This is a genomic window from Haloprofundus sp. MHR1, assembly GCF_005155585.1.
GTDB lineage: Archaea > Halobacteriota > Halobacteria > Halobacteriales > Haloferacaceae > Haloprofundus > Haloprofundus halophilus.
On the sequence record NZ_CP039833.1, the window covers coordinates 1,761,999 to 1,786,577 of the forward strand.

The 24,579-nt window shown below is 54.2% G+C and carries 21 protein-coding genes; 13 read left to right on the forward strand and 8 right to left on the reverse strand.

Going from position 1 to position 24,579, the window contains the following annotated elements:
• Window positions 1-91 precede the first annotated feature (91 nt).
• Genes FCF25_RS08915 through FCF25_RS08925 form a run of 3 tightly spaced genes read left to right on the forward strand, consistent with a single transcriptional unit; the run spans window position 92 to window position 2,521 of the window.
• Entirely contained in the window at window positions 92-1,456 is a 1,365-nt protein-coding gene (locus tag FCF25_RS08915; RefSeq protein WP_137048271.1) for a site-specific DNA-methyltransferase, read from the forward strand.
• Window positions 1,453-2,061 (forward strand): hypothetical protein, encoded by a 609-nt coding sequence (locus tag FCF25_RS08920; RefSeq protein WP_137048272.1) that lies wholly within the window; start codon window positions 1,453-1,455, stop codon window positions 2,059-2,061. The genes FCF25_RS08915 and FCF25_RS08920 overlap by 4 nt, the downstream gene beginning before the upstream one ends.
• On the forward strand, window positions 2,054-2,521 hold the full coding sequence (locus FCF25_RS08925; RefSeq protein ID WP_137048274.1) for a hypothetical protein: 468 nt from the start codon (window positions 2,054-2,056) through the stop codon (window positions 2,519-2,521). The genes FCF25_RS08920 and FCF25_RS08925 overlap by 8 nt, the downstream gene beginning before the upstream one ends.
• A 280-nt stretch (window positions 2,522-2,801) precedes the next feature.
• On the opposite strand, the gene FCF25_RS08930 is transcribed toward FCF25_RS08925, so the two are convergent.
• The 5 genes from FCF25_RS08930 to FCF25_RS08950 form a co-directional block, all read right to left on the reverse strand.
• Window positions 2,802-3,818 carry a Cdc6/Cdc18 family protein gene (locus FCF25_RS08930; RefSeq protein ID WP_217353064.1) on the reverse strand — a complete coding sequence of 339 codons (1,017 nt, stop codon included), beginning with the start codon at window positions 3,816-3,818 and terminating at the stop codon, window positions 2,802-2,804.
• Window positions 3,819-5,930 carry a type B DNA-directed DNA polymerase gene (locus FCF25_RS08935; RefSeq protein WP_137048275.1) on the reverse strand — a complete coding sequence of 704 codons (2,112 nt, stop codon included), beginning with the start codon at window positions 5,928-5,930 and terminating at the stop codon, window positions 3,819-3,821. It abuts the gene before it with no gap.
• 3 nt (window positions 5,931-5,933) lie between these two features.
• Window positions 5,934-6,194 carry a hypothetical protein gene (locus tag FCF25_RS08940; protein ID WP_137048277.1) on the reverse strand — a complete coding sequence of 87 codons (261 nt, stop codon included), beginning with the start codon at window positions 6,192-6,194 and terminating at the stop codon, window positions 5,934-5,936.
• The gene (locus FCF25_RS08945; protein ID WP_217353065.1) at window positions 6,181-6,663 is read right to left on the reverse strand and encodes a hypothetical protein; all 483 of its coding nucleotides are present in this window, start codon (window positions 6,661-6,663) and stop codon (window positions 6,181-6,183) included. The genes FCF25_RS08940 and FCF25_RS08945 overlap by 14 nt, the downstream gene beginning before the upstream one ends.
• Before the next feature lie 269 nt (window positions 6,664-6,932).
• A complete protein-coding gene (locus FCF25_RS08950) occupies window positions 6,933-7,946 on the reverse strand; it encodes a Cdc6/Cdc18 family protein (RefSeq protein WP_137048281.1) in 1,014 nt (337 codons plus the stop codon).
• A gap of 245 nt (window positions 7,947-8,191) precedes the next feature.
• Between FCF25_RS08950 and FCF25_RS08955 the strand changes: the two genes are divergently transcribed.
• A complete protein-coding gene (locus FCF25_RS08955; protein ID WP_137048282.1) occupies window positions 8,192-8,995 on the forward strand; it encodes a DNA adenine methylase in 804 nt (267 codons plus the stop codon).
• A gap of 190 nt (window positions 8,996-9,185) precedes the next feature.
• Here FCF25_RS08955 and FCF25_RS08960 read toward each other — a convergent pair whose 3' ends face one another.
• A complete protein-coding gene (locus FCF25_RS08960) occupies window positions 9,186-9,440 on the reverse strand; it encodes a hypothetical protein (protein WP_137048284.1) in 255 nt (84 codons plus the stop codon).
• A gap of 219 nt (window positions 9,441-9,659) precedes the next feature.
• On the opposite strand from FCF25_RS08960, the gene FCF25_RS08965 reads away from it, so the two are divergent.
• Entirely contained in the window at window positions 9,660-10,325 is a 666-nt protein-coding gene (locus FCF25_RS08965) for a recombinase family protein (protein ID WP_137048286.1), read from the forward strand.
• Window positions 10,326-10,415: 90 nt separating this feature from the next.
• Here FCF25_RS08965 and FCF25_RS08970 read toward each other — a convergent pair whose 3' ends face one another.
• On the reverse strand, window positions 10,416-12,449 hold the full coding sequence (locus FCF25_RS08970; RefSeq protein WP_137048288.1) for a DUF262 domain-containing protein: 2,034 nt from the start codon (window positions 12,447-12,449) through the stop codon (window positions 10,416-10,418).
• A gap of 445 nt (window positions 12,450-12,894) precedes the next feature.
• Between FCF25_RS08970 and FCF25_RS08975 the strand changes: the two genes are divergently transcribed.
• Complete coding sequence (locus FCF25_RS08975) at window positions 12,895-15,942, forward strand: DUF262 domain-containing protein (protein WP_137048289.1); 3,048 nt, start codon at window positions 12,895-12,897, stop codon at window positions 15,940-15,942.
• A 490-nt stretch (window positions 15,943-16,432) separates the two neighbouring features.
• Entirely contained in the window at window positions 16,433-20,296 is a 3,864-nt protein-coding gene (locus FCF25_RS08980) for an Eco57I restriction-modification methylase domain-containing protein (protein ID WP_137048291.1), read from the forward strand.
• 181 nt (window positions 20,297-20,477) lie between these two features.
• Here the strand turns inward: FCF25_RS08980 and FCF25_RS08985 are convergent, their stop codons facing one another.
• Window positions 20,478-20,831, reverse strand: coding sequence for a hypothetical protein (locus FCF25_RS08985; RefSeq protein ID WP_217353066.1), 354 nt, complete (start codon window positions 20,829-20,831; stop codon window positions 20,478-20,480).
• Window positions 20,832-21,021: 190 nt separating this feature from the next.
• Between FCF25_RS08985 and FCF25_RS08990 the strand changes: the two genes are divergently transcribed.
• From FCF25_RS08990 to FCF25_RS09015, 6 genes are all read left to right on the forward strand, one after another.
• The gene (locus FCF25_RS08990) at window positions 21,022-21,285 is read left to right on the forward strand and encodes a hypothetical protein (protein ID WP_137048293.1); all 264 of its coding nucleotides are present in this window, start codon (window positions 21,022-21,024) and stop codon (window positions 21,283-21,285) included.
• Between the two features lie 133 nt (window positions 21,286-21,418).
• Window positions 21,419-22,930 carry a hypothetical protein gene (locus tag FCF25_RS08995; RefSeq protein ID WP_137048295.1) on the forward strand — a complete coding sequence of 504 codons (1,512 nt, stop codon included), beginning with the start codon at window positions 21,419-21,421 and terminating at the stop codon, window positions 22,928-22,930.
• 2 nt (window positions 22,931-22,932) lie between these two features.
• Window positions 22,933-23,385 (forward strand): hypothetical protein, encoded by a 453-nt coding sequence (locus tag FCF25_RS09000; RefSeq protein WP_137048296.1) that lies wholly within the window; start codon window positions 22,933-22,935, stop codon window positions 23,383-23,385.
• 64 nt (window positions 23,386-23,449) lie between these two features.
• A complete protein-coding gene (locus tag FCF25_RS09005; protein WP_137048298.1) occupies window positions 23,450-23,824 on the forward strand; it encodes a hypothetical protein in 375 nt (124 codons plus the stop codon).
• Entirely contained in the window at window positions 23,821-24,297 is a 477-nt protein-coding gene (locus tag FCF25_RS09010) for a hypothetical protein (protein ID WP_137048300.1), read from the forward strand. Before FCF25_RS09005 ends, FCF25_RS09010 begins: the two co-directional genes overlap by 4 nt.
• Window positions 24,297-24,554, forward strand: coding sequence for a hypothetical protein (locus FCF25_RS09015; RefSeq protein WP_137048301.1), 258 nt, complete (start codon window positions 24,297-24,299; stop codon window positions 24,552-24,554). The genes FCF25_RS09010 and FCF25_RS09015 overlap by 1 nt, the downstream gene beginning before the upstream one ends.
• The last annotated feature ends 25 nt before the right edge of the window (window positions 24,555-24,579 follow it).

Genomic DNA, 24,579 nt, shown 5'->3' on the forward strand with positions numbered 1-24,579 from the left:
GGAGTCCCGTTGCGAAGTTCACTAGTAAGCCTACGTGAAACACCTGTATCAAAGATGTATTCGGATAACTGCTCTCGGAGGTCCTGGGGCCATGAGTGACGACGAGTTCGAGGTGGATGAGGAGGTTCGAGGGGTAGTCAGCATCATCGCTGAACAACTCAACCATGAGAGCAATGCGACATCGTTTGCGGACTTCATCGACGAAATCGAGGATTCGAGCGATATTCGCGATCTGCATACCTATCTCTTGGATCACCCGAAAGCAGCGGTCAACTTGGTCGGAGACCTCGAAGAATACTTTGCTCACCCGAAACCGGACCTGAAAGAGTTAAAGAAAGGACAGGGAGAGTTCCCAGACGACACTGAGCCCTGGTGGAAGATCGCGAGGGCGGACGCGACTAAGGTTCATCCAGAGACCGATTCGGATAATGACGGGACAAATGCGATTGGTCTTAAAGAGGACTCAGTCGACCTCATCGTCACATCGCCGCCTTACTGGAAGAAACGAGACTACCAGGACGATGACCAGTTGGGTCAGGAAGAAACTCGGGAAGAGTATATCGAGAACCTAATTGATGCACTTGAGCACTGGAAAGTGTTCCTCCGACCGACCGGGTCCTTATTCCTCAATATCGGAGATACGTACCGAAATAAAAGTCTGCAAGCAATCCCTGGGCGGTTTGAGGCGGCGGCTATCGATGCGGGATGGACAGTGCGGAACGAGATTCGGTGGGCAAAGGACAACGGTATCCCGTCTTCAGCACAGGATCGTCTTGTCCCCCGGCACGAAGTCATCTACCACTTGGTTCTCGACAAGGACAGCTACTTCTACGACCTCCACGGCTATTCGGGGCTGTACGGGAATGGGTCTAACCCCGGTGACGTGTGGCGAATTAGTCATGACCGGAACACTGGAGGCCATCTTGCTCCCTATCCATGTGATCTCGTCCGCAGAGCAGCGACACTTGCCTGTCCGCCGTCAATCTGCACCAAGTGCGGTGAGCCTCGACGCCGGCAGATGAAACGGGGACTGACGAACCTGAATACGGACCGACAGCAGGCCCGGCGGGCATTGGAAATATACGATGAACATGATGAGCTAACCGAGGACCATATTCGGGCGATACAGGCCGTCGGGATTTCGGACGCGGGGAAAGCCGAGGAGTTTCAGGTCGGTGCAGGGGAGAATGATGAGGATGTGCAGCGTCGGGCGAAGGAAGCGAAAGAGATTCTCGGTGGGTACTTCCGTGAGTTCACATTCCCGAAGTGGACTACGGTCGGGTGGTCGACGTGTGATTGTGATGAACCGAAATTGGAGCGCGGTACGATATTTGATCCGTTTGCAGGATCGGGAACGACGATTCAGGTGGCGAATAGTCTCGGCTACAATGGGTTCGGGACTGACTTAGACACCTCTAACTTTCAACAGGATCAAGCATTATCAACATACGAATGAGCCAATACGTATTGAAACCGGAAACCGTCAGAAAGAGTCTCCACCGGCTGATCGGGGAATCGATTCACCGGATGTTCCCAGGATATCTCTGCCTCCAACAACAATCCACCTACGAAGGGCGTGAAACAGGACTTTCGTTCCCCTATAATGAGTTCTTCGACGACTATCTCCGTGTACGGGAAGACGACTCTGACAAGCCATACTTCGTACCGTTTACTCAGGCGAAGAATCCATCATTGAATGCCCTTTGGAATAATAAAAACGTCTCAGGTACATATGCACCTTCGTCGCTCCGTCCGACCGCCCCCTTGATGAAGATTGCCGAAATTGAGGAAGGTGGGCATAACTCAAAGTGGGGGATCGAGAGTCGGCATTGGGAGCTTGCACGTCATCATTTGTGTGGCGGGAACCAAATCCCCGCAGAGTCCTTGGCTGCATACCTGTTCCGTGATTACGCGTTTGAAACTGACAGTCCGTCCGCATACACGCTTATCGAGACATTCACCGAAGAGTTCGGGTACGAGTTCGGTGGAGAGGCGTTCTCTCACTTATACCAAACAAGCGATTCCAACATTTCCGTGGATTCATTCGAGGAATATGACTGAACACACTCAAACGAAGCTCGGTATCCAGAACCCTCACCGTTCGCCGAAGAAGGTTCGCTTGCTCTCACCTGAGCAGCTCGGGATTCCATCCCAAGAGGAGGAAGTAGAGCAAGATGAGGAGACTCGTTGGGAGTCGCTGCGGGAAGGGGCTCTAGAGGCCAATGGGAACGCGCTAACTGGTGCTGCGATACGCACTGAGGAGGGGGTGGTTTCGACTGCGAGTCCGCTCAAGAATGGGGCCTCGCAGGATATTCACGCTCTTGAGTTCGCGGTCTGGAAGGGGTATGAAGAGACGCATTCGCCTATCACAGAGGTGGTAGTCGCGGCAGAGGACCTGGAGATTCCGTGTGGAAGGTGTCTTCAAGTGCTTGAGGACTATGCTTTGAGCACTGATGTTCCAGTGCAAGTTACTGACGGAGATCAAATCCAAGAGTATGTGTTGAACGAATTGCTTGCTTAGCTCTTCTTGTTGGGCCACTTGCTGGGTGTCGATTCACTCTCCGCGAACGAGTGATGCGTCTGAAGGGATAAGTAGTTCGTACGATATCACTATTGACATAAGACGATAAGCTGTGATTCAATACCCGAGCACCCAGTGAGAGCAGCCATTGCTCCTCCATAAACCGTCACGATGTATTTCCGTCGATTCATACTCACTCGTTACAGTCAGTCGGTATGAAGCCTACATCTGGGAAACTGTTAGAGCCGATGAATCTACTTTGTCTCCAAGCACTCTACTATCAGTACTGCCGAAGCTCGTACCGCGTCCATCGGCCGGACCCATGTGATCGTATAAGATTGTAACGAGTGAGTCCGTTGAGGTACTTCCGCTGCATCCGTGCGGTCTTCGCATTACTCCCTGCACGTTCCTCGTACTGTTCGCGAAGCTCCCCAGCACCGATCTCACCTGCCCCCTTGATAATCTCGTAGAGCATCCGCTGGTGGGTGCTGAGCGCGTCGACGTGGCGCATATGCAACTCATCGCGAGCCTCGTCCCGAATCTCGTCAACGACATCGGTCGTAATCTGACTGCGCTGTATCTCGATAGCCCATCGCGCCGACCGACGCAACAGCGCAATACCGAACCGAGCGTCCCCCGCAGCGATGTCGGCGATATAATCGACTGCGTCGTCAGAGACGGTATTCGGCTCGAAGCCTGCATCAATTCGTCCGCGGAGGATGTCGACCATCTCGTCGTGACTGTACTTCTCGAGATGTACCTTCTCGGCACCTCGGAGTCGACTTTCGGCGCGAGAATCGAGATTCGTGAAGAGATCGTCTTCGTGGACGGTGATGAGGATCATCGTCACGTTCGGCAGGTCGTAGAGCGCGAGTATCGTCGTCGGATCTTCGAGGACGTCGACCTCGTCGAGGACGGCGACAAACTGCCCGTCGAGCTCTCGCAGGCGGTCGACGAACGTCGACGCCGGAGTACCCTCGATACGGAGGTCTGCAGCGCGACCGGCGTGTTTAGTAAGGGCGTGTAACACCGCGGACTTCGAGGAGTCGCTCATACAATTGACGTAGCCCCAGCGAATGCCGAACGCCTCGTGTTCGAGCTGGCGAAGTACAAACTTCGCAGTCGTCGTCTTTCCGACTCCACTTGGCCCGAATACGAACGCATCTTCACCAATATCGCCATGCGTAATCGGTCGGAGTGCTGAGGAGAGCTTTGCAATCTGTCCCTCTCGATGGTAGAGTTCTTGCGGGACGTATCCCGAGCGAAGTGCCCGGGCGTCAGTAATCAGTCGACCCATCTATCCCCAGCTCTCGAATGCCGAGAGCTTCGAGTCCTGCGACTCCGACAGCGCGTTCTCGATAGCAGAGCGACGCCATCCAAGCGGCGAGAGAACACTCTCCGCCGCACGGAGCAGTAGCGTCTCGTAGAAATCGACATCGTAGTCGGAGATATCTTCGTGCGCCAACGCCACTCGGTCTCTCGACCGTTTCTCGTCGTCGATGACGACGTAGGAGACACTCTCGCCGGGACCTCGACTGAGGCCGTGTCCTTCCGCCCGTTCGAGTGCCGCGACGTTCCGCGTGTACTGCGAATACTCGTCGACGTGTTTCGAAACCCGGTTGTCGATGAGGAGGTCTTCCGATTCGACGCCACCGCTCCGCAGACGCTCAACCCATAGTTTCAGTCGGTCACAGACCCGCTCCGGGTCTCGATGCTCGTCGAGGACTCGAATCAAGTCCTTCTGCGCTTCATCGATGAAGGCCGGCGTACTGCGCTGTCGGCACTCGATACCCCGATACTTGTACTCGTCTTCGTTGGCGACCTTTCCGAAATACTTCGTCAACGCACCAGCGTCGCTGTCGCGCATCGGAACGAATGCAATCCAGTCGTACGCCGCCTCGTACTCTAACCGAATCCCGACCTCCTGACTGATTTGTTCGGCGAGTTCGTTGAGCGACGTTTGCTCCTCGTCTTCGATCCGGCGAACCCAGATACTGTCGACGATACCGTGGACGATCTCCCAGCCGTTCTGCTCGAATACTTGCTTCGAGTCGAGCAGAATCTCGCGGGCGAACGCGTTAATCGCCTCGTGGCACTCGATACGGCCGAACTTCGCGTTGGAGAATCCTTGGTAGCCGAAGCAGGAGACAAGAATCCACTTGATGGCGTTCGAGCGTCCTTCTAACACATTCTCTCGCTCCGGGTCGTCTGTCTCCCGAAGCTCGGACTTAATCACGTCCCGGTCCTCAATGAGTGGTTCGAGAACCTCCGGAAGATACCCACGCTCGTCACAGATGCAGTACCCAAGTCCGGGGACATCTTCGCGACCCTCGTGGCACTCGCAGCGAATCTTCTCTGGACTCACATTCCGAGTGACGATGATATTCGGGTACAACGACGAGAAGTCGAGTTCGTGGACGTCCTTGTGCAACCCGACTTTCGGGGCGAACGTGAACCCGCCGCGGTCGGCCTCGTGCAACTGGCGCATCGTCTTGAATTGCTCGTGTCGCCAGGAGTTCCACGGAACCAACACACCTCGTTTCCGCGCCTCCCGAATCTGAATCGCGGTGAGGATATTTCCGATAGACGACCAGGCTAACTCCTGAATCGGTTTCCCCGACCGTTCGACGAGGTCGAGGCAGCCGTCGAGGTTCGTCTGGTTCCACATGAACGTGTTCGAGCGGTCGATAATCACCCGCCCGGGGAGGTTGTACCGCGCTGGCGAATGACCGACTTTCCCGTAACTGGCGTACGTCGACTCTCCCGCGAGTTGCTGCCATCCGGAGAGACGACCTAATTCGAACTCTCCGTTCCCGACTCGTTCGGCTTGCTCGTACAGCTTCGGAATCACCTCGCTCGTGTTGAGCAGGAGGACGTCGGGGTCGTCGGTACTGAGCCGACTACTTACTGCTTCAAGGACATCCTCTCGTGTCCCACTTAGCACCTCGTCGTCTAATTCGACCGTCGTAATCTGGCCACTGGCCAACTGCGGCTCTGGAATCGAAACATCGAGAACTGAAAGGTCACCGTTCGGTATCGGCGACACGTCCTCCTCGAGGCAGTACCTGAACTCTCGACTCAAATCGACGTTGTAACACCGGTATTCTCCGGGGGTTCCCCACCCCCTGACTTCGTGTGCAACATCAGTAACTGCATCCAGGTCGACAACATCGATGCGAAGCACTGGCTCTGGATCGTGTCTAAACCCGGTTCGCTCCTCTACCAAGTGCACGGGCGTGACCTTCGGATGTCGACGGAGAACCCCCGATATCTCTTCGAGGTCACCATTGCCGTGTGCCGAGATGTATATCGTCGGTTCGTACGATGAGTTTCGATTGACTTCTACCCCGTTGGGCGTCAACGACCATTCGAGCACATCACCGTCCAGATAGTCGAATTTGAACGGCATGGCTTACTCGACAAATTCGTCGACGGCCATGCGTTTCTCGAGCGATGCAATCCGTTTCTCCTGCTCAAGCGCGATGGAGAGGAGAATCGGAATTTCGACGAACTGGTGGTTGAGATATCCACCGGCGTCCGCGTGGGCGCGAGCGTGTTCAAACAGTTGGTCGAAGTACGGCTGGTCACCGTGTCTGAGCGCCCGGCGGTAATCCGACCAGCGATTCTCAGTCGCCCGAACCATGTCGCGGTACGTCGGGTTAGTTCGCCCCAACGGTGGTCACCTCCGGAGACGAAGTTGCCGGAACCACCGCCGGGTGACGGGCAGCGAGAATCTGATTCCAGTACGCAATCGTCGTCTGGACCATTCCGTTCTCGAGCGGGTAGACGAGCGTCTCGAACGAGTCACTCGAGAACCGCGGTCCGTACTTGGTCAGTTCACACTCAACCGTTTCCGAAATTGCCTCGTGAAGTGGTTCGGTGAAGTCGTCCCTCTCCGAGAGCGTGAGGAGAACCGGGACGTCGACATCGTCAAGCAACTCCGCGACTCGCGAGACCGCCTCCGAGAACATCCGTTCGCCTTCGCCGCGCCGGAGGTCGTCAGTTCGATAGAACCAGTCAAACTCCGGAAGGACGACGAGCGCTGTGTCCTCGGTGACCTGACCGGGAAGGTCCGTAAGCAGGCTGTAGTGCTGCCACGGGGTGAATCCCCGAGCGATGTGAACACGGTCGAGCACGCGCATATTCGGAGCGATTCGGCACAGTTGCTGCGTCGTCCCGTTTCCACGAGCGTCGACCCAGACTACCTCCCCATCCTCCAAGAGGAGGTAATCGAGAACGAGCGACTGCAACGCACCTGTCGCTCTGCGATTCGCCTGTAACAGTGTCATCCCGTCGTTTAGCGTCGGGAGTATTGGTTGGTCGCTGGTCTGCTGATACATTACAGGAGAACCTAGGCGGCTTTTGTGTCATAACGAAGACAGGGGTGTTTCCGAAATTCCGATACCGTGTTTCAGGTCCCTTCCTTTCGAGGTCTGTAGGTCCGCGCACGCTTCTCGCCTTGGGCGACGATGAGTCGATACTGCTCCATCTTCTGGAGGTAGTTACGAACCGTTCGCTTCGTCTTCGGTTCGTCGACTTGTTCGCAGTATTCGTCGTAGAGATCGCCCGGACTCATCTCGCCATCTTCGAGTAAAATCTCGTAGAGGACGCGCTGATGCTCGCGCAATTTGTCGGCAGTCGATCGCCGGATTTCTTCGCGTCCGTCGGGGACAGCCTCGTGTAGAATCTCGTTCGAGATCGTGTCGCGAGACTGCTGATCTGCGAGTCGCGCGGCGTTGCGAAGAATGCTGATTCCGATTCTCGCATCACCAGCTGCAGCGTCGGCGATGAGGGCGAGTTGCTGATTTCCGATAGCGCTTTCCGATAATCCCCAGCGTGCCCGCGCAGCCAGAATCGCGACGAGTTCATCGAGGTGGTACCTCTCAAATTCGACTCGGACGCTCCCGTGGAGACGACTCGTCAAGCGTTCGTCGAACATCGAGAATAGGTCCTCCTCGCGGTTCGCGATGAGCACCATCGTAATCTTACGCGTGCGATAGAGGTCATAGAGGACGCTTTTATCTTCGAGTTGGTCGACTTCGTCGAGAATGACGACGTAGTGCGGACCGTCGTACTCCTGGAGTCGGGTCAGAAGTTCGTCTCGTGGTGTAGAGCGCCGATGGATATCCATCGTCTGGTCGATCCCTTCGAGAATCCGGTAGAGCACGCGAAATCGGGTGTAGTCCTGCCAGCAGTTGATGTATTGGGTGTTGATGTCGAGGACGTTCTCCCGAAGCCGTTCGACAGTGAACTGGGCGATACACGTTTTCCCGGCCCCGGATGGCCCGAGGAGGAGTGAGGTCTCTCCCGGTTGCCCGTCCATAATCGGTTTGAGTGCGTTCGAGAGGACATTCGTCTCCTGATTGCGATGCTCGATTTCCTGAGGAATGAACTCGGGTTGCAGCACGCGAGCATCGTTGATCATGCTTACCAGCAGTCTTCCTCGGGAGTTGTAATAAACGGAACAGGGTGATTTCCGATAGTTCCGATAAGTGACTTCAAACTGGAGAGAGGAAACGACGAACTTCGCAATTGGCGTTCGAATTAGAACTAATAGCTCGCTCTCCGTGTCAAAAAGAACGCTCAGTGAGAACGCTTTTCAACCCTTGTTTACTTTCACTCCGGGTATGGATCACTTCTTTAATATGGCGCAAAATAGGCGGCGGAGCAATGCCACAAGCAGTGTTTCCGTATCCAGGCGGTAAGTCTCGGCTCGCATCGTGGATTCTCGAATATCTCCCCGAGCACCGTACCTACGTCGAAGTCTTCGGCGGTGCAGCGGGCGTTCTCGTCAACAAACCTCGAAGCAAGGTCGAGGTGTACAACGACCTCGATGCAGACCTCGTCCAGTTCTTCGAGGTTCTCCGCGACCGCTCCGACGAGCTCATCGAGTGGCTCAACCAGACGCCATACTCGCGTGACCTGCACGGCACGTGGGCGGGCGCATTCTATAACGGCTACCGTCCAGCAGACGCTATCGAACGCGCTGGACAGTTCTTCTATCTCCGTTACACGCAGTGGGGTGGTGCGTACGACAACGAGAACGGGTTCGCTACGGCGAAGACACAGAGCCGGGCAGTCTCGTTCAACAACAAGAGAGAACGCCTTACGGAATTCGCCGAGCGGTTCGACGGCGTCACCATTGAAAACCTCGACTGGAAGGACGTTTTTGAGCGCTACGACAGTTCCAAGACAGTGTTCTACTGTGATCCCCCGTACGTCGGTGTCGAGGACTACTATCCGCACAGCAGCGTCGGTCACGAAAATCTCGTCGACGTACTCGACGAACTCGAAGGCGATTGCATTCTCTCCTACTCCGACCTGCCAGCAGGTACCGAGGACTACTACGTAGTCGGCCAAGAGAGCCGTAACTACATGGGGAACGGGAAGACAGGGAAAGCCCGCAAGACCGAGGAACGGTTGGTGCTCAACTTCGATCCGGGTCAACGAAATCTGATCGCCGACGAGCCATAGGACTACAACCCTTTGTCTCAGTTCTATTTGTAGAAACGGCTCTGTTGAAGCCCTCAATTAGTGATAGTTTGACGAGGCCGTGCTGAATAGAGAGGGTGTATTCACCAAGCACCTATCCTTCTACTCTATCGACGGGGAGATCGTCGTGAGGTAAGTGATTGAGCCAAACGGTGCCCGTAGCGTGGGAATTCTATTTTGGAAGGCCAAGTCGTTCCGCATGCTCACGGTAATACTGTGGTTTCTGGATTTGGTTTATCTCGAATATCGAGTCGTCACGGTCGATCTGGAACTCTTCGGCAACCCAGTCCCGGTATGACTCGATATCTGTGGGCGATCCAGACTTACAGTTCGACGATGCCAAGTGCCCTGATATAAGATACTCAAAGCGCTTTCTACAAACGAGACAGGGTACTGTTCCCTCATTCGGCACTTTCTTCTTTCCCATGAAATAGTATTGATTGGTAGTACGATAAGTATCTCTGCTATACTTACTGACTGGGTCTATCGCCTAGCCGATACGTGCTCTCTATCCAGTATACGATTTCTGTCACGATTTGAGGCTTTTAACGGTGCTGTAGAAACCCCCTGCCGAGAAACGTTCGTTTCTGCCACAGATGCCGAGAAGGTCACTATTTTATAACCAAGCGGATGGGGCCGGAAAGTCATGGGCAAAACCGCTCTCTACTGCCGCGTCTCAACCAAGGACCAGTCACTTGACCGCCAGCGTCAGCTGACGTGGGACTACGCCACAGACCGCCTCGGGATCGAGCCGGCAGACGTCGAGGTCTTCACCGACAAGTCGACTGGGACGAACACCGACCGCACCGGCTACCGAGATCTGATGACCGCCGTCGACGACGGCACGATCGAGCGCGTCGTCGCCTCGGAGGTCTCGCGCATCTCTCGATCAGTTCGAGACTTCTCTGCGACGGTTCACCGCGTCGTCGACGATCAGGAGGTCGGCCTCCACATCCTCGACATGGGACTTTCGCTCGAACCGGACGAAGACGACCCCTATACACGGGCGTTCCTCCAGGTTGCGGCGACGTTCGCCGAGCTTGAGGCGAGCATCCGGCGGCAGAACACTCGCGAGGGAATCGCCGCGCGTCGGGACCTCGGGAAGTGGCACGGTCGACCGCCGTTCGGCTTCGAGGTTGGGCCAGAGGGCTACCTCGTCGCCGGCGACGATTACGACCTCGCGGTGTCGATACTCGACGAGTTGGAGAAAGGCGAGAGCAAGCGGGGACTCGCGAAACGGACGGGAGTCGCACGGTCAACGATTCAGAGCATCGAGGCGAATCGAGAACTCTACGTAGAGACTTCCAAGTAGTTCCAGCTTTTGACTACTCTCGGCAATCTGTCGAACTCCTTGCTACGAGATAGATTGATGTAGACGTGCTGAATACACAGCGCGAGTCGGTCATTCAACCTCCGAGGGTCGAATATCGGCCTTTGGTCGGCGGACAGCGGCATCCAAACTCCATCGTTTCTGTGCGAATTCAACGATATCGTCGAGTCGCTCCTCAATCTGGGTTTGGCCCCACTCGTCGTACCTCCGCGCTATTGCTCGGGTCATGGTGAAATCAGAATTCAGATACCCCGATTCTTCCTCGTCAATCCGGTCTTTCTTCTCGTGGTAGGGTCGATTCTTCCACGAGGAATTCCGTGGTCCAGTCGTCAGCGTCAGATTTCCGAGACTGTGTTTGGTCTCCTCGTGAATTTCCCCCTCTGATTCCGAAAGTTGTAACTTGCTCGTATCTTGTGGCCAGATGTGGTCTAAGGTGTAGTCGTTCCCCGCGTTTTCGGCGGCCTTCTGAATGCTCGTTTCACCACCACCGCCGTCCCTATGTCGGAGATAGAGCTCATACGAAAACAGGAGATACCGGAGGTCCTTGTACCGGATTCGTTCGTAGGCTTTCGGATCACGTAACAGTGCCTCGAAATCGTTCTGCTTCGACCGGATGCATTTTTTGAGTTTCCCGATTATCCAGTCGGCACTCGGATCTCCAGTGGCGATATCATTCGCTAGCGTGTAGAACGTCCCACGGCCGGTGTCGGACCGGCTGACCGTCGTGTAGATTCTAAACGAAGCGACCTCAATCAACTGAAGGATTTCATATAGCGAATCACGCGAGAGGTCGCCATCCACGTGTTCGTCCCAGACGGTCAGCAACAGCGGGTAGAAGTTCCCAAGCCGATCCAGGGCAAAGATTTTCTGTAACTCCCAGTTAAGTGCCGGGTCATAGTCGCCAGAACTCCCATAAGACCCAATCGTCGCCATATGGGAGTAGTATCGCCTGAGGCTATCCGTGTATTCGTCAATCTCCTCGATACAATCTCGGGGGTAGTCCTCGTAGAGGTCGGGACGCTTACCGGTGCGGAGGTTGGTAAAATGCCACTTGATTGCGCCTAGATAGACCGGTGCGCCGGAGCGGAGCGTCTTGTTCCGCCGTGTGGTTTCCGATCGGAGGTAGCTGGCGTTGAGAGACCGGTCGATGTTCGAGATGTAATGATAGCGCTGAATCTGGTCCTCGCTGAGGTCAGCAACTCGTTCAGTCTCGGAGATGTTCTGCATCCATCGATAAATCTTCCCGAATCGCTGTTGGACGGTATCAATAGAGATGGTAAGAGGATCTACCGGTGAGTCAGCTACATACACGCTATGCATCAGGAAGCTCTTCGTCTTGTCCAGGTTACTTAGACCGATCCCTCGATCGTTGACTGACTCGAATATCAGCGTCGCTTCCTCGGGCTTATCGACGGTGTACACGATCAATCGAAGCGATTGAATCGTCCTAAGAAGCGCCGAGAGTTCATGTAGGAACTCTTCCAGCGAGGATTCAGTCTGTCTCTGTTCGAGCGCCTCACGATAATATCGGAAGGCCTCAATCAGCCGCCTTTGTGATGGAGTTTGAACCGCCGTTTCATCGACGTCCTCCTTGAGGACGCTTCGGAATACCTCATCGTCGTCGTCCTGAAGATGAAGTTTGAACTGGTTCTGGTTCCTGGTTTCCTCAATCCTCTGATCGATAACAAACCGCCGCCTGTGCTCCTCGGCAGGAATCGCATCATAGAGTTCCCTTGCCTCTGCAGCGAATTCTGTTTCGTCAATATCCGCGTAGACGGATCCGATCGCACGGACCAGTAAGACGAGTGTCGTGAGCCGCTGTTGCCCGTCGACGATTCCATAGCCACGATAGTTCGGTGTATCGTCTCTCGTTCGGACAGAGCGCTGCTCGGCTCTGCAGATGACTGTCCCCAAATAGTGACCCTTGTCTGTATCGAGGATATTGAACAAGTCTTGCCACAGGTCGGACCACTCGGACTTTTCCCATGAGTAGAACCGTTGATAGTCGGGGATATGGAAAATGCTCCCATCAAACAGTTCACCGACGGTATAATCCGTGTTCTCAAGTTTCTCCGTAGTTTCGCCACCAGCCGACCCAGACGCCATAACAACCAAGACATTTCGACTGAATTAAATCTTGGGCATCATCGCTATCGTGAACCCATCCGGCGATAGCAGCAGACTGCTCACGCTCCCCGTCGATCACCTCCCGTTCCTGCTCCAACCAGCGAACCATGATGCCCCGCCACTCGGCATCAACGCCGAGCAAGGCCTGTGAGTAGCAATGTTCGCCCCTGGGCGTGGCTTGCTGAACTCACCCTCTAAGTCTTGCACTCTGTTACTAACAGTGGTTGAGGAGTTCGTGTACTGACTCCCGAATAGAGAGCGCAACTCAGTCACACAACCGACTCTATTGTTGAGGGATTTGCACCCATCGAATACATCGTAAGCTATTCATTTTTCTTATATAGTATATTTTCCGGAAAAACATGCGGATCTGTTATAATTTCGGCAGACTTAACATCTGCTCAACTAACAGAGCTTGTGAAATATGTCAGCTGAAGATGCAGAGTCAGAAGAGAGTATTCCAGATATTGCAAGCCATATTATCGATCTCGAGTCTGACGAAGAATCCGAAAGTTACAGTATTGATCTCCAGACGGAGATTCGAGAAAATGGAATCCAAGATCTGGAGAGCCTCGATTATCGAGACCTGGCGAAGCGTCTTGATGAAGACTTAATGAAGATCTCCAGATCGTTCTTTGGAAAATTGATGACAAATTCTATACTTAAAATACCGAAATTCCAGAGGGACTACTCATGGGACGTCGAGAATCATGAACAGCTCTGGTATAGCCTCCGCAATCAGGCTGAAACCATTAATTCGGCAAGCAATAAACGAGAGGCACTGACAGAGAGTTTCCTTGGAACCATTTATATTGCAGAAGAGGAGGGCTCTTCAAGTTCATTCCAAGTTATTGACGGGCAACAGCGGCTGGCAACCACTTCCATTATACTCAATTCATTGCGGAGGAAAATAGAAAAAGAATCAGAGAATCTTGACGATGTGGAAGAAACGTTCGCAGAATTTCTGCGGAAGCAGATTATTAGTCGATGTATCTATGAGGATTCTGGATCTGAAGGGCGCTCTAATAAACTCTCAATCAAGATGCGGGGTCATGACCATGACTACTTTAGAATCATATTCGATGATAGTGTAACCAGGATTCTGAGTATAGCGAACGAGATGCGTGAACCTTCTGGAAAGGGAATCAAAATTAGTACTATTTTTGAAAAATTAGGGAAAGATACTGAGACTATCGATGAAGACGACCTCGAAAGACTCGGTCTTAAGTTGAGCGATACGAAGTACTACGCACATAGAGGCTCGCACAACAGACTATTCACGGCCAAGAATTACTACGACGAGGCGATCGAGCGGTTCTTATCCGAAGTGCTTAGCCTCAATGAAGACCAGCACATGCAGCGTATCTATACGATGCTCAATCTCGCGACCATCTTGATGCGCGCATTCGAGGTTATACAGGTCAGACTTACAACCAGTGTGAAACCTGAAACCAAAGTACAAATATTCCAATCGCTTAATGAGACAGGGAAAAATCTAACAGTATCGGAAAAAATACGTGCTCGCATCGTAGCTCAATTCGGATTTGAAGCGGACGAAGTGGATTCTTGGGAAGAAATCAATAGATTGCTCAGTGATTATACAGTTAATCCCGGGGAATATCTGGTTGATTATCTTATCGCCACCAGTGAGGGACCGGATGATAAATACGAGATTGGAAACCGCGTCCTCGATGCGTTCAGCATTTCGGAACGACCGAGTGCTTACATGTCCTCTAGGATTGAAAATGAGGAGGAAGGTAAACAGTTTATAAGTGATTTAGAGGACAGCTCTCAGAGATATATTGACCTCACCGAGAATAAGCAACTCGATAATCAATATTTCCAGGCAGATGACGATGATGTCTCCTCAGATGAACTGAATGAACTACACGCTCGTACATCCCAATATCTCCAGAGACTATCCGGTGAGCAATGGATTCCATTCCAGTTACTACTTTACAACGAACTAGCCAGTGGGGACTCAGACGTTGATCCTTCGGTAGTTGCGACCATGCTTGATGTTACGGAAAACATCATGCTGCGCTATTCGTTGACGAACGCGCGTGCTACAGCCATCGACACTACATTTACCACTTCGTGTGTTAATTATAACAAAAAGAAGATACCAAATGATGTTCGTGCCCATCTCGGTTATTCCGAATCGGATTCGTTTAGCTCCGTAGACACTGACCTTCTCACTGAACTTCTTCTTCACCCAACCAAGCTGGACCAGATATCTCAGGCGGAATTAGAGCAAGCTCTCTTATACAAATCGGCGTGGCCAAGCCTCCATTCACTTCTCTTGCGGATTTCTCGCGAAAATATGCGCAACGCCGAGGATGCAGGCCGGCGGTCGACGCAGTCGTCAATTAAGCTGCGGCAAGGAGAACTACAGGAAGAGCATATCCTTCCCCAAACACCGAAACTCTCGGATAGTGATGATAAGAAGGCGTGGCTGGAATACTTCCTGCGTCATGAGAGGGAAGATACCGATAATAGTGATGACTCGACCGAAAATGACGACCAGGAGGACGAGAACGCCGAGTCAGAAGGTGTCCTTCCGAGTTGGTTATCAACTGAAGATCTTGAGCAGTGTGACTTGGACGACGAAGACGATCTCATCCTCGAAAGAATTACTGAGCGATTCATCGAGGAGACAGGAAATAGAATGTTGATTAATGGTACAGTAAACAATAGAATAAAGAATAGCACATTTTCACTCAAGCTAGCGTTCTACTATCTTTCTTCGTATAAAGATTTAGATGATATGGGTGAGTTCCTTGCGGATTTGGATAATCTCGAAGCGACTGAAGAGGAGTTCGTGACACTAATTGAGGAATTCTCTGATTTAGGGGAATTATCCGATGGAGAATTGGAGATCCTCCTATATCAAACAGCAGATATATTTGACAAAAACAAGCAATGGGTCACAGACCACGCTGAAGAAGAGCCGACAATGGAGTGGGACCTCATCGAACCAGAGAGATTAGAGGGAAGATTTGACACAGCTGCGGATTTCCTTCAATACTTTGGTGTCGAAGAGAATGATCACGAGTCATTCTATTCAATAGACTGGGAAGAGATGGAATCCACTACTGATGACCAGAGGGTGATTTTCCGAGAGATGATAGAAGACGAGGATGATAGCGAAGTGGATAGCGAAAACGGAGGTGGGGGAGAAGCCGACGACGAACAGCCACGCGAAATCACTTACCGGGACTTCCGAAGCGATCTTATTGAGTCGATACTACTCAAAGTAAAGCGAGAAGGTGAGCTCACAGACGTAAAAGATGACTATCCCACTATCCATGCATTCAATAAAAAATGGAACTGGAAGACATTGGCCGAGAGGAAAGCCCATCTTGTTGAGGAGACACTCGACTCTTTAGATTTTGGCTCGAGGGAAATCCCGAGGGAAGATATCAGTAAGGACGATGCATTCGAACATATCTATGACTCTCTAAACCGATAGGATATATCACTATCTTCTAATTAATTGTTGAACTAGATTATTGTATTGTTTGATAACTATTCATGATAGGATTATATACTCATACCCGTGACAGTCGAATTTCCCGACTTCTTCCTTCAGACGGATTACCCTGATTCATGGTGTTGTATACACCTTCTGTATCTTGCACTCCGTTACTGAGAGTGGAAGGGGAGTTCGCTCACAACCTGCTGAATACAGAGCACTTATTTCGAACAGGTAACGTTCGTATAATATGTGTCTGACAGTGGCTCCGATTCATGACACCAATAAAGAGGCTATGGAAGATGAGGAAGTCCATCATAGCCGGTGACAGTCAGTTGTGCGACTTAATAAGGGAACTCAGCACTCCATCCTATTCGTCTCTGTGATTCCTGAAAAGTTGACGGAGGCAGGGTGAAATAGAACACTATCCTCAGTGTTTATATAGGTAGACTATCAGGAAATAGCTATCAACTCCTCCCAACCTCCAATGAGCACAACTACTGCCACTGAATTTGTTTTAGAGGAATTTGAGACAGGTATTACTGGCGAATCGGTTGATGGAGTCGCGACTACGATCGAGGATATCGTTCGCGAGTTACGAGTCAGGATTAATTCTGATGATAAACTCGAAGCGTTGCTTCGAAGCAATCCGGGAGGAAATGTGCTCACCTCCGCCGCTACAACCGAACAAGAGGATCCGGAACCACTTACTCAGCGAGTCGTAATCGAACCGTTGTTTGAAGCGCTGGATTATCCTGAACTCTCAGTTGAGGCGGGGGACTTCTCACCAGAGTACGGCCAGCAGGCGGACTACTCTGTCTCACTTCGGGACTTTGACAAGGTCGATTCGAACCGATTGCTCATTGAAGCCGAGCCGTTAAACAAACCCCTTCATCAAGAGAAGCACGGTCTCGGGCAGGTAAAGGGCTGGCTCGAGAAGGACAAGTTCGAGGCGGATTTCGGGATTGCAACTGACGGTATTCGGTGGATATTGGTGAAATACGACCGGGACACGTACCGCTTTGACACCCTTGCCGAGATAGACCTTCAGCCAGTATTTCTGGCAGCTTTTGAGAATGTAACCGGTCAACAGGTGAGCCTCAACGAGTGGGTCAGCGAAACGACGCAGGACATCCTGACGGAGTATGTCCGGGTATTCGAATATAATAATTATCTGTCTATCGCAGGCGAAGCCGGGCAGGTCATCAAGGCGAAGAAACAGGAAATCACCGACGAATTTTACGATGACTACGTCCGACTGGTGTTCGGGTACCGGGAGGGCGAAGACGAACCGGCTGCCCGATCGTTAATCGGTGATGGGATTGACGCCCCGGAAGATGCGACGGGTGACGATATTCGGTTATTCTCGGTAGGGCTAATGAACCGGCTCATTTTCATCAAGTTCCTCGAGGACAAGCGACTCGTCGACGAGACGCTGTTACTGGATCTGAAAGAGGATCATGAGGAGAGCTTCACCCCGGACTCCTTCTATAAGACGTACTTGGAGCCACTGTTCTTCGGGGTACTCGATGAACGTCCCAACGACCGCTCTGAGCGCGTCAAGAACATTTCACTTTACAATAACGTACCCTACCTGAACGGTGGGCTGTTCCGACCCACCGAGGAGAACGGGAGCGAATTCAATGAACGAGATTTTGACGTTCGAGATTCCGTTCTCACCTCGATTATCGAACTTCTAGAGCGGTATAGCTTCTCAGCTGACGGTGGCCCAACTGACCTGGATCCGAGTGTGCTCGGCAACGTCTTCGAGAAGACGATTAACCATATTACAACGGACTCAGGCAATCAACAGAAAGAGCTGGGTGCATACTACACACCTGACGAGATTACGAGTTTCTGTGCAGAACAAACCGTCCGACCAGCGCTTCAATATCGGTTCGCCGACCGAATGGTCGAAGAGTGGGGATGGACTGAGGAGATGGCCGATTACGACGATGTCTATGCCCTTATTGACGCGCTCACAGAAACGAATGCCGACGTCATTGAGGATCTTCTGGATGTCATAGATCACTTCCGCGCATTAGATCCTGCGTGTGGGAGTGGGCACTTCCTTACATCTGTCCAAGAAGAGATCGTTGCCATTCGGAAGGCGCTCTACGAGAAACACCCTGACGAACCGGCGAACTGGGTGCTGTACAAGCAAACAGTCATCGAGAATGTCTACGGGGTCGACATCGTTGAGCCTGCCGTTGAGATAGCGAAGCTCCGGTTGTGGTTGTCGATAATTGCAGAGGTAGATCCGACTACGGTCGACGAGTACGATGAGGCAGAACTTGCACTCCCAAATGTCGTCTTCAACGTCCGGCAGGGCAACAGTCTGATCGGCTACACGGAGCTTATGGAGACGGACTCCAGTGGAGAGCAGGCACAGCTGACCTCATGGGGTGCCGATAGTGTCCGGACCAAGTATGGGAACATTATCACCCAGATAACGAGACACAAGCAGACGAGCGACACGCAGGAGGCACAGGAATACTTAGAACGAGCTGAAAAACTCCTTGAGGAGTACCGGAAGGACTTGGACGAGAAAGTCCTCCAGGATTTTCACGAAGGGGGTGTTGAGGACATTGAACTTGAACAGATCCGCGACTACGAACCGTTCCACTGGGTGTTAGAATTCGCCGAAGTGTATGCAGACGGTGGGTTCGATGCGATTGTTGGAAATCCACCGTGGGAACAACTCCAACCCAGCCGCCACGATTATTTCACGAGGTACGATCCAGAATTCCGTATTCGATCGAGCCAAGAACGCGATGCCAAACAAGAAGAGTTGCTTCAGGGCGCGGAGATTGCTGCTGGATGGGAAGAATACCAACAGCAGATGTCCTGGCAGGCAGACTATTTCAAGAGCAGTCCCTCGTACCATCTTCAGTCACCGAAGATCGATGGCCGAACCGTCCCGACGAAACGGGAACTCTCCGCGCTCTTCTTAGAGCGCATCTTCGCTCTAGGAAACAAGGAGTGTCAGATGGGGCAGGTACTCCCCGGACGAATCTTCAGCGGGACTACCGGCAAGGACCTGCGTGAACACCTCCTTACGGAATCAAATCTCCGGTATGTAGTTGGGTTCGAGAATAAGGGTATCTTTGATGATATCGATAATCGGTATCGTTTTGCTATAGTAATCCTGGAGACAGGAGGCACCTCCGAATCCATCAATACTATCTTCCAACAACACGATATCGACATCCTCCGAAATGTAGATGAAGAAACGATCCGTGTTCCTCGAACTCTCTTCGAGCGATTCTCTCCAAAGGAACGTCTCTTTCCACAAATCAAATCGAAGGAAGAGGTCGGCGTCCTCGACACGATCATCAGCCATCCCACAATCGATGACGATCTTGACGCATGGAAGCTCCGCCCCTACGATGAACTCAAGACGACTGATCGGCAGTGCTTCATAGAAGACCCTGATCAAGGCGAGTATCCTGTGTATGGGGGACGCAACATCAACCAGTTCCTCTACCAGCCATTGGGAGATAGAGACGGAATCGTGTCTCCTCAACGGTGGAGCGTCGAGGAGGAGACAGACCCTAATATCAGCGCCAAGAAACGCATTCGGGAGAAAAACCTCGGAAGAGTCAAACGCGCACTCTATGACCATTTCGACGGGACTGGGACACAGAAGAGCTTCGTCAATGAACTTTTCAAAGAACATCGTGATCAGGGGCTGACCGAAGCCGATGTCTTGCTGGATTGTACTGAGTACAGGCTTGTATTCCGAGACATCGCCCGTTCAACTGATGAGCGGACGCTCATTGCGACTGTTATTCCACCGGGAACCGTCTGCTACGAGAAGGTTCACACCACCCGCCCGTATCGAATTAATCCATCGGAGGACAATTTGAGTGAACACCCGTGTCACGGAATATACACCCGTGAATTCACTGATAAGGAGCTGTTTGTTGCCCTTGGATTGATCAACAGTATCCCGTTCGATTACTTGATGCGCAGGAAAACAGACACCAATATCGTCCAGTACGAATTCCGAGAGTCGCAACTGCCTCGTCTCACCGAGGGCGATGACTGGTTCGAGTACATTTCACACCGTGCTGCACAGCTAAACTGCTACGGTGACGAGTTTGAAGAAATACGTGAGCGTCTTGGTGGAATCGAGGCAGCGATTGAAATATATCAACGGAGGAAACTCCGTACTGAACTCGATGCTGCTGTGTTCCACGCCTACGGACTCGATCGAGAGCAGACCGAGTTCGTCCTTGACGACTTCCATCAGGTCCAGAATCCACGAATGATGACCGACGAGTACTTCGAAATGGTTCTTCAGAAGTACGATGAACTGATTGAAGAATCGCCGACGAGTCCAGCGTAGTAACCTATTGGGGGAGCCTAGGAGGTTTATTACCTAAATACACCTCTGACTTGGTAGCTAAGTCAGTCGCTCAGTTGCGGTGTCTCTTCGCGTGCGCCGTCATTCCGAGTGGGCTATCCGTCCCGAAGTTGCAGTGCAGGATAGAACAGTTGTATCAGGACATTTGCGGGTCTCCACGTTCTCAGTCCGCCAATGGTGCTGCGCCCCGATCGTCGCGGGCGACAACAGCCTCGGCGACGAGTCGACGAATAACCTCGCACTCCTCAAGTTCGGGAACGTCGCCGTCGACTGCTCGCACGAGGTAGACGCCTTTCCCGAGTCGGTCGGTGTAAACCTCTCTCCCTTCGGGTACTTCGCCGTTGACGAGCAGCCCGTCGCGTCGCAGCCAGTCTTTCTCGATACAGGCGACAGCCGAGTCGCCGTGATTCCGCAACATTCTGAATGGCATGACTATTGATTCGGTGACCCGCCTTCGGTTAAACACACTGCACTCTTCAGGTAACCTTCTGGATATCTTCGCTAAAGACTCAGTCACCGGTATTTCTTAGGAAGAGCGCATGATGGCGGTTTTCAGCTGGCCTTTCGGTCGGCTGACACCCGACCCGCACCCGGGCGGGAAAGAGACGAACTATGGCTGAAGACACGCCATCCCGAGAGAAACAGGGAGACGACGACGAGGTACAGTACTTCGAACGAGACTGGCGGAACGTTCGGGAGGATCGGTGATGGGCAGCGAGACGACTGCTCGCGAGACGCTCGTACACTTATCGGGCTACTCGTCGATAGCGGTCGTCCTCGCGACGGCAGACTGGGCGTCGTTGGTCGCGGTCATCTTCGTCGCTCCCTTGCTTCTCGGGACGCTCGCGTACGGCGGTTATCTCGGTGCCCAGAAGCTCATCGAGCTGGCACGCCGCGAGGTCGACCGTGAAGAGACCGCGTTGGCGACGGAGAGCGTCACGACTGACGGCGGCCGGGAGATCAAGCAATGACTGACCGACCACTCGGCCTCGAGATGTCGGACGCATTCGCGGCGTACGTCCGCGAACTACGCGACACGTGGCAGCCTCGGGACGAATTGACGAACGAAAAAGGCGTTCACCGGCCTGAAAACGGTGTTCTGGCATGATTTCACGACGCATACTGAAGAAGTTGACAGTGGCACTACTCGTGCTCTCGCTGGTGGCGACGCCGGCGCTGGGAGCATGGAACTACACGGCCGACGAAGGGCCGAACCCGTACTACACGTACGACCTGACGAAAGACGAACATCGGATGGAGTGGGGGACATCGCACGGCGACGCTCTCACGTACGCAGACGACGACGGCAAAGTAACGACGATCGACGGAACGGTGAACACCTCCGGTGACGCGAACCGGAACCCGTATTCGTTCACCGTGACGGACATCGAGTCCGACGAGTTCACCGATTTCCCGCGGAACGGTGACAACGTCTCGGCGCTCGACAGCGCGAACTGGTCGACGTCCGCCGGCGCGACGGTGGCTGACACCGAGACGGCCGACAGCGTCGACGCCCTGAGTTTCTCGACGTCGGGTCTCGCCGACGGCAGCAGCGAGGACGCGACGTTTGACCTGACGGTGCACAACGCGGAGATCACCTCCGACGAGAACAAGCGCTTCCTGCAGGTCGGCCTCGACGTCGCGCAGCTCGACGGGACGGTTGACATCGAGGTCGTCGACGCGAACGGCGACAAGAAGGTCGCGACGCTGAACGGCTCGGCGAACGCGAGCAACGACGGCATCGTCGCCGACGGCATTGGCGAAGGCTGGTTCTTCCAGGAGCGCCTCGGCGACATGCCTACCGAGGGCAGCGGTGACGGCGAGTTCAACGACATCCACGAGGTCCGCATCGTCGCGCACGATGCCGACTCGGACGTCTCGATTTCGGCGCTGAACATCGACAAGATGTCGCGCTACACGCTCGGTGAGAAGCAGGTCGAAACCAGCGACGACGAGTGGGAGACGGAGACGATTTACGAGGTCACCGAGTCCGGTCCGATTTCGGTCGAGTCGCTCAGCTCGCTCGACGAATCGTTCTCGAGCGCGATTATTCACGGCCTCACGATACCGGTCGAGCAGCGCGCGGAGGACGTCAGCAGCGACGACGTCTCCGCTGAGTTCGAGGTCGACGAGAACAACAACTACCCCGGCTACTACGGCACGGCGACGCTGTACGTCCGCAACGGCCTGCCGGACGCTTACGACCTCTCGTTCTCGAACGTCGAGTACAGAGACAACCAAACGCTCGGCTCGGATCGCTACATGGCGGTTCAGTACGCTGAGGACGTCGGAAACGAGGGGTTCGAGGACATCGACTCGTCGAACTTCGCGGACATCACCGACTCGTACAGTGAACAGGGCGAGACGCTCTCGGTCGACTCGACGGTGCAGTCGGGCGACAACTCGGTGTTGAAGTACGAGCTTCGACTGAACCAGAACGAGTTCAACACGCTGCAGCAGGAGCCGAGCGAAAGCTCCGGTGGCTTCTGGGGCGGCGGTGACGGCGGCGGCATCTTCGGCACGATCGGCAGCTGGATCGGCTCGGCGGTCGCGGCGCTCGTCGGCATCGTCGCGGTGCTGCGACGGCGCGCCTCGAGCGCGGTGGGAGGAGAGTAACGATGTCATCGTCGGGAGACGAGCCGCGACTCAGCAGCTCGCTGACGTACATCCGCGAGTCGGACCGTCTCGGCGGGTTCGACGACTCTGTCGTCGGGTCGGCCGGCGGGCTCGTGCTCGCTGTCTTCGGCGGCATCATCGCCGTCTCAGAGGCGGCGTTCAACCTCGTTGCGTCGTTGTTCGACGCGTTCACCGAGGGCGGGACGGCGTTCATCTCGGCGTTCACGACGGACCCGGCGAACTACATCTCGCAGTCGTTCGTCGTGGGCGGGAACTCGTTCGCGACGTCGGCGTTCGCGGAACTCGGTCCGTTCCTGCCGTGGGTCGCAGCGGTCGTCGCGACCGGCGTGGTGTTCATCGTGACCGAGTACCTCGACCGTCGGAACTCCGACGTTCCAGGGCTCGGCATCAACATCCCATTCGTCGACAACGACAGCGACGGCGAGGAGGAATAACGGTGTTCAGCGGCGTCTCCGGGTCTGAAGACATCGCTTTCCGCTTTAGCGGGGGTAACCAGCGATGAGCTTCGACGACTCGCAGGAGGTCGCTGACGACCTGGTGACCGAAGACGGCGCCGACACCAGCATCGACGGGAGACGACTCGCGTCGCTGCTCGGCGGCGGGCTCGTCGTCGCGCTGGCGTCGGGCGGCATCCGTCTGTTCAATGCCGTCCTCGAGGCGAACGTCCGCGCTATCGACGCGCTGACGGGCTTCCTAACGGAGTTCGTGACGGTCGCGCTCGGCGACTCGGCGGCGCTGCAGGTCGAGGCGTGGCGAACGGCGTTCCTCGCGTCGGCGGAAACCGGCGCTATCGCACCGTTCATCCTCGCCGTCGAGGTCATCGTGTTGGTGGCGTTCGCGACGGCCGTCTGGGAACGGAGGCCGTACGCATGAGCAGCGGACCGATAGGGCCGATTACCGGCGACGGGCTGAGTTCGGAGGTCGACTCCGACTCGTCGATACCGTCGTGGCTTCGGAACCTCGGAAGCGACGCGCGCTCGCTGCTGAACAACCCGCAGGGGTTCATTCTCGTGACGGTCGCGACGTGGCTCGTTCGCAACGTCGTCGTCGAGCCGTTCCTGTGGCTGTTGTCGATGTTCGACAGCGGCATCACGTCGTTAGAGACAGCGTACGAGACGGCCGTCGACGGCGTTTTCGGCGGGTTCGGACCGGTGTCTGAGGCGCTGCTCGGCATCCCGGGGTTGTTCCTCGAACCGCTCGAGTCGGGGCTCGTCGAGCTTGGACTCGGCGCGCCGGTCGCGACGACGGTCGCGACGATTGTGCTCGCCGTGGCGGCGTGGACGGTGGGCGTGCTGACGCTTCGCATCATCGTCGACGCGATTCCCGGCGGAGGTGGGTTGTTCTGATGACGAACAAGAGAGACATCACGCTCGGACTCGGCGGCATCGTCGGCGGGGCGTGGACGTTCGTAACGTCGATTCCCGACCCGACGTTCATCCTCTCGGTCGACCTGTGGTGGCCGATTGTGAGCGTCTTCTCGGGACACCTGGGACCGGAGTTGGTGCCGGGTGTTCCGTGGGAGACGGTCGGCATCGCCGCCGCGGCGCTGTTCATCGCCGTCTCGTTGTATCGACTACAGAAGAAACGCGGAGAGAACGCATGAAATACGGAAATTCGGCAAAGAGAGG

Bases quoted from the DNA above. Each gene is read 5' to 3' on its own strand.
- FCF25_RS08915 (WP_137048271.1), top strand. From the start codon at position 92: ATGAGTGACGACGAGTTCGAGGTGGATGAGGAGGTTCGAGGGGTAGTC.
- FCF25_RS08920 (WP_137048272.1), top strand. From the start codon at position 1,453: ATGAGCCAATACGTATTGAAACCGGAAACCGTCAGAAAGAGTCTCCAC.
- FCF25_RS08925 (WP_137048274.1), top strand. From the start codon at position 2,054: ATGACTGAACACACTCAAACGAAGCTCGGTATCCAGAACCCTCACCGT.
- FCF25_RS08930 (WP_217353064.1), bottom strand. From the start codon at position 3,818: ATGGGTCGACTGATTACTGACGCCCGGGCACTTCGCTCGGGATACGTC.
- FCF25_RS08935 (WP_137048275.1), bottom strand. From the start codon at position 5,930: ATGCCGTTCAAATTCGACTATCTGGACGGTGATGTGCTCGAATGGTCG.
- FCF25_RS08945 (WP_217353065.1), bottom strand. From the start codon at position 6,663: ATGCGCGTGCTCGACCGTGTTCACATCGCTCGGGGATTCACCCCGTGG.
- FCF25_RS08950 (WP_137048281.1), bottom strand. From the start codon at position 7,946: ATGATCAACGATGCTCGCGTGCTGCAACCCGAGTTCATTCCTCAGGAA.
- FCF25_RS08955 (WP_137048282.1), top strand. From the start codon at position 8,192: ATGCCACAAGCAGTGTTTCCGTATCCAGGCGGTAAGTCTCGGCTCGCA.
- FCF25_RS08960 (WP_137048284.1), bottom strand. From the start codon at position 9,440: ATGGGAAAGAAGAAAGTGCCGAATGAGGGAACAGTACCCTGTCTCGTT.
- FCF25_RS08965 (WP_137048286.1), top strand. From the start codon at position 9,660: ATGGGCAAAACCGCTCTCTACTGCCGCGTCTCAACCAAGGACCAGTCA.
- FCF25_RS08970 (WP_137048288.1), bottom strand. From the start codon at position 12,449: ATGGCGTCTGGGTCGGCTGGTGGCGAAACTACGGAGAAACTTGAGAAC.
- FCF25_RS08975 (WP_137048289.1), top strand. From the start codon at position 12,895: ATGTCAGCTGAAGATGCAGAGTCAGAAGAGAGTATTCCAGATATTGCA.
- FCF25_RS08980 (WP_137048291.1), top strand. From the start codon at position 16,433: ATGAGCACAACTACTGCCACTGAATTTGTTTTAGAGGAATTTGAGACA.
- FCF25_RS08990 (WP_137048293.1), top strand. From the start codon at position 21,022: ATGGGCAGCGAGACGACTGCTCGCGAGACGCTCGTACACTTATCGGGC.
- FCF25_RS08995 (WP_137048295.1), top strand. From the start codon at position 21,419: ATGATTTCACGACGCATACTGAAGAAGTTGACAGTGGCACTACTCGTG.
- FCF25_RS09000 (WP_137048296.1), top strand. From the start codon at position 22,933: ATGTCATCGTCGGGAGACGAGCCGCGACTCAGCAGCTCGCTGACGTAC.
- FCF25_RS09005 (WP_137048298.1), top strand. From the start codon at position 23,450: ATGAGCTTCGACGACTCGCAGGAGGTCGCTGACGACCTGGTGACCGAA.
- FCF25_RS09010 (WP_137048300.1), top strand. From the start codon at position 23,821: ATGAGCAGCGGACCGATAGGGCCGATTACCGGCGACGGGCTGAGTTCG.
- FCF25_RS09015 (WP_137048301.1), top strand. From the start codon at position 24,297: ATGACGAACAAGAGAGACATCACGCTCGGACTCGGCGGCATCGTCGGC.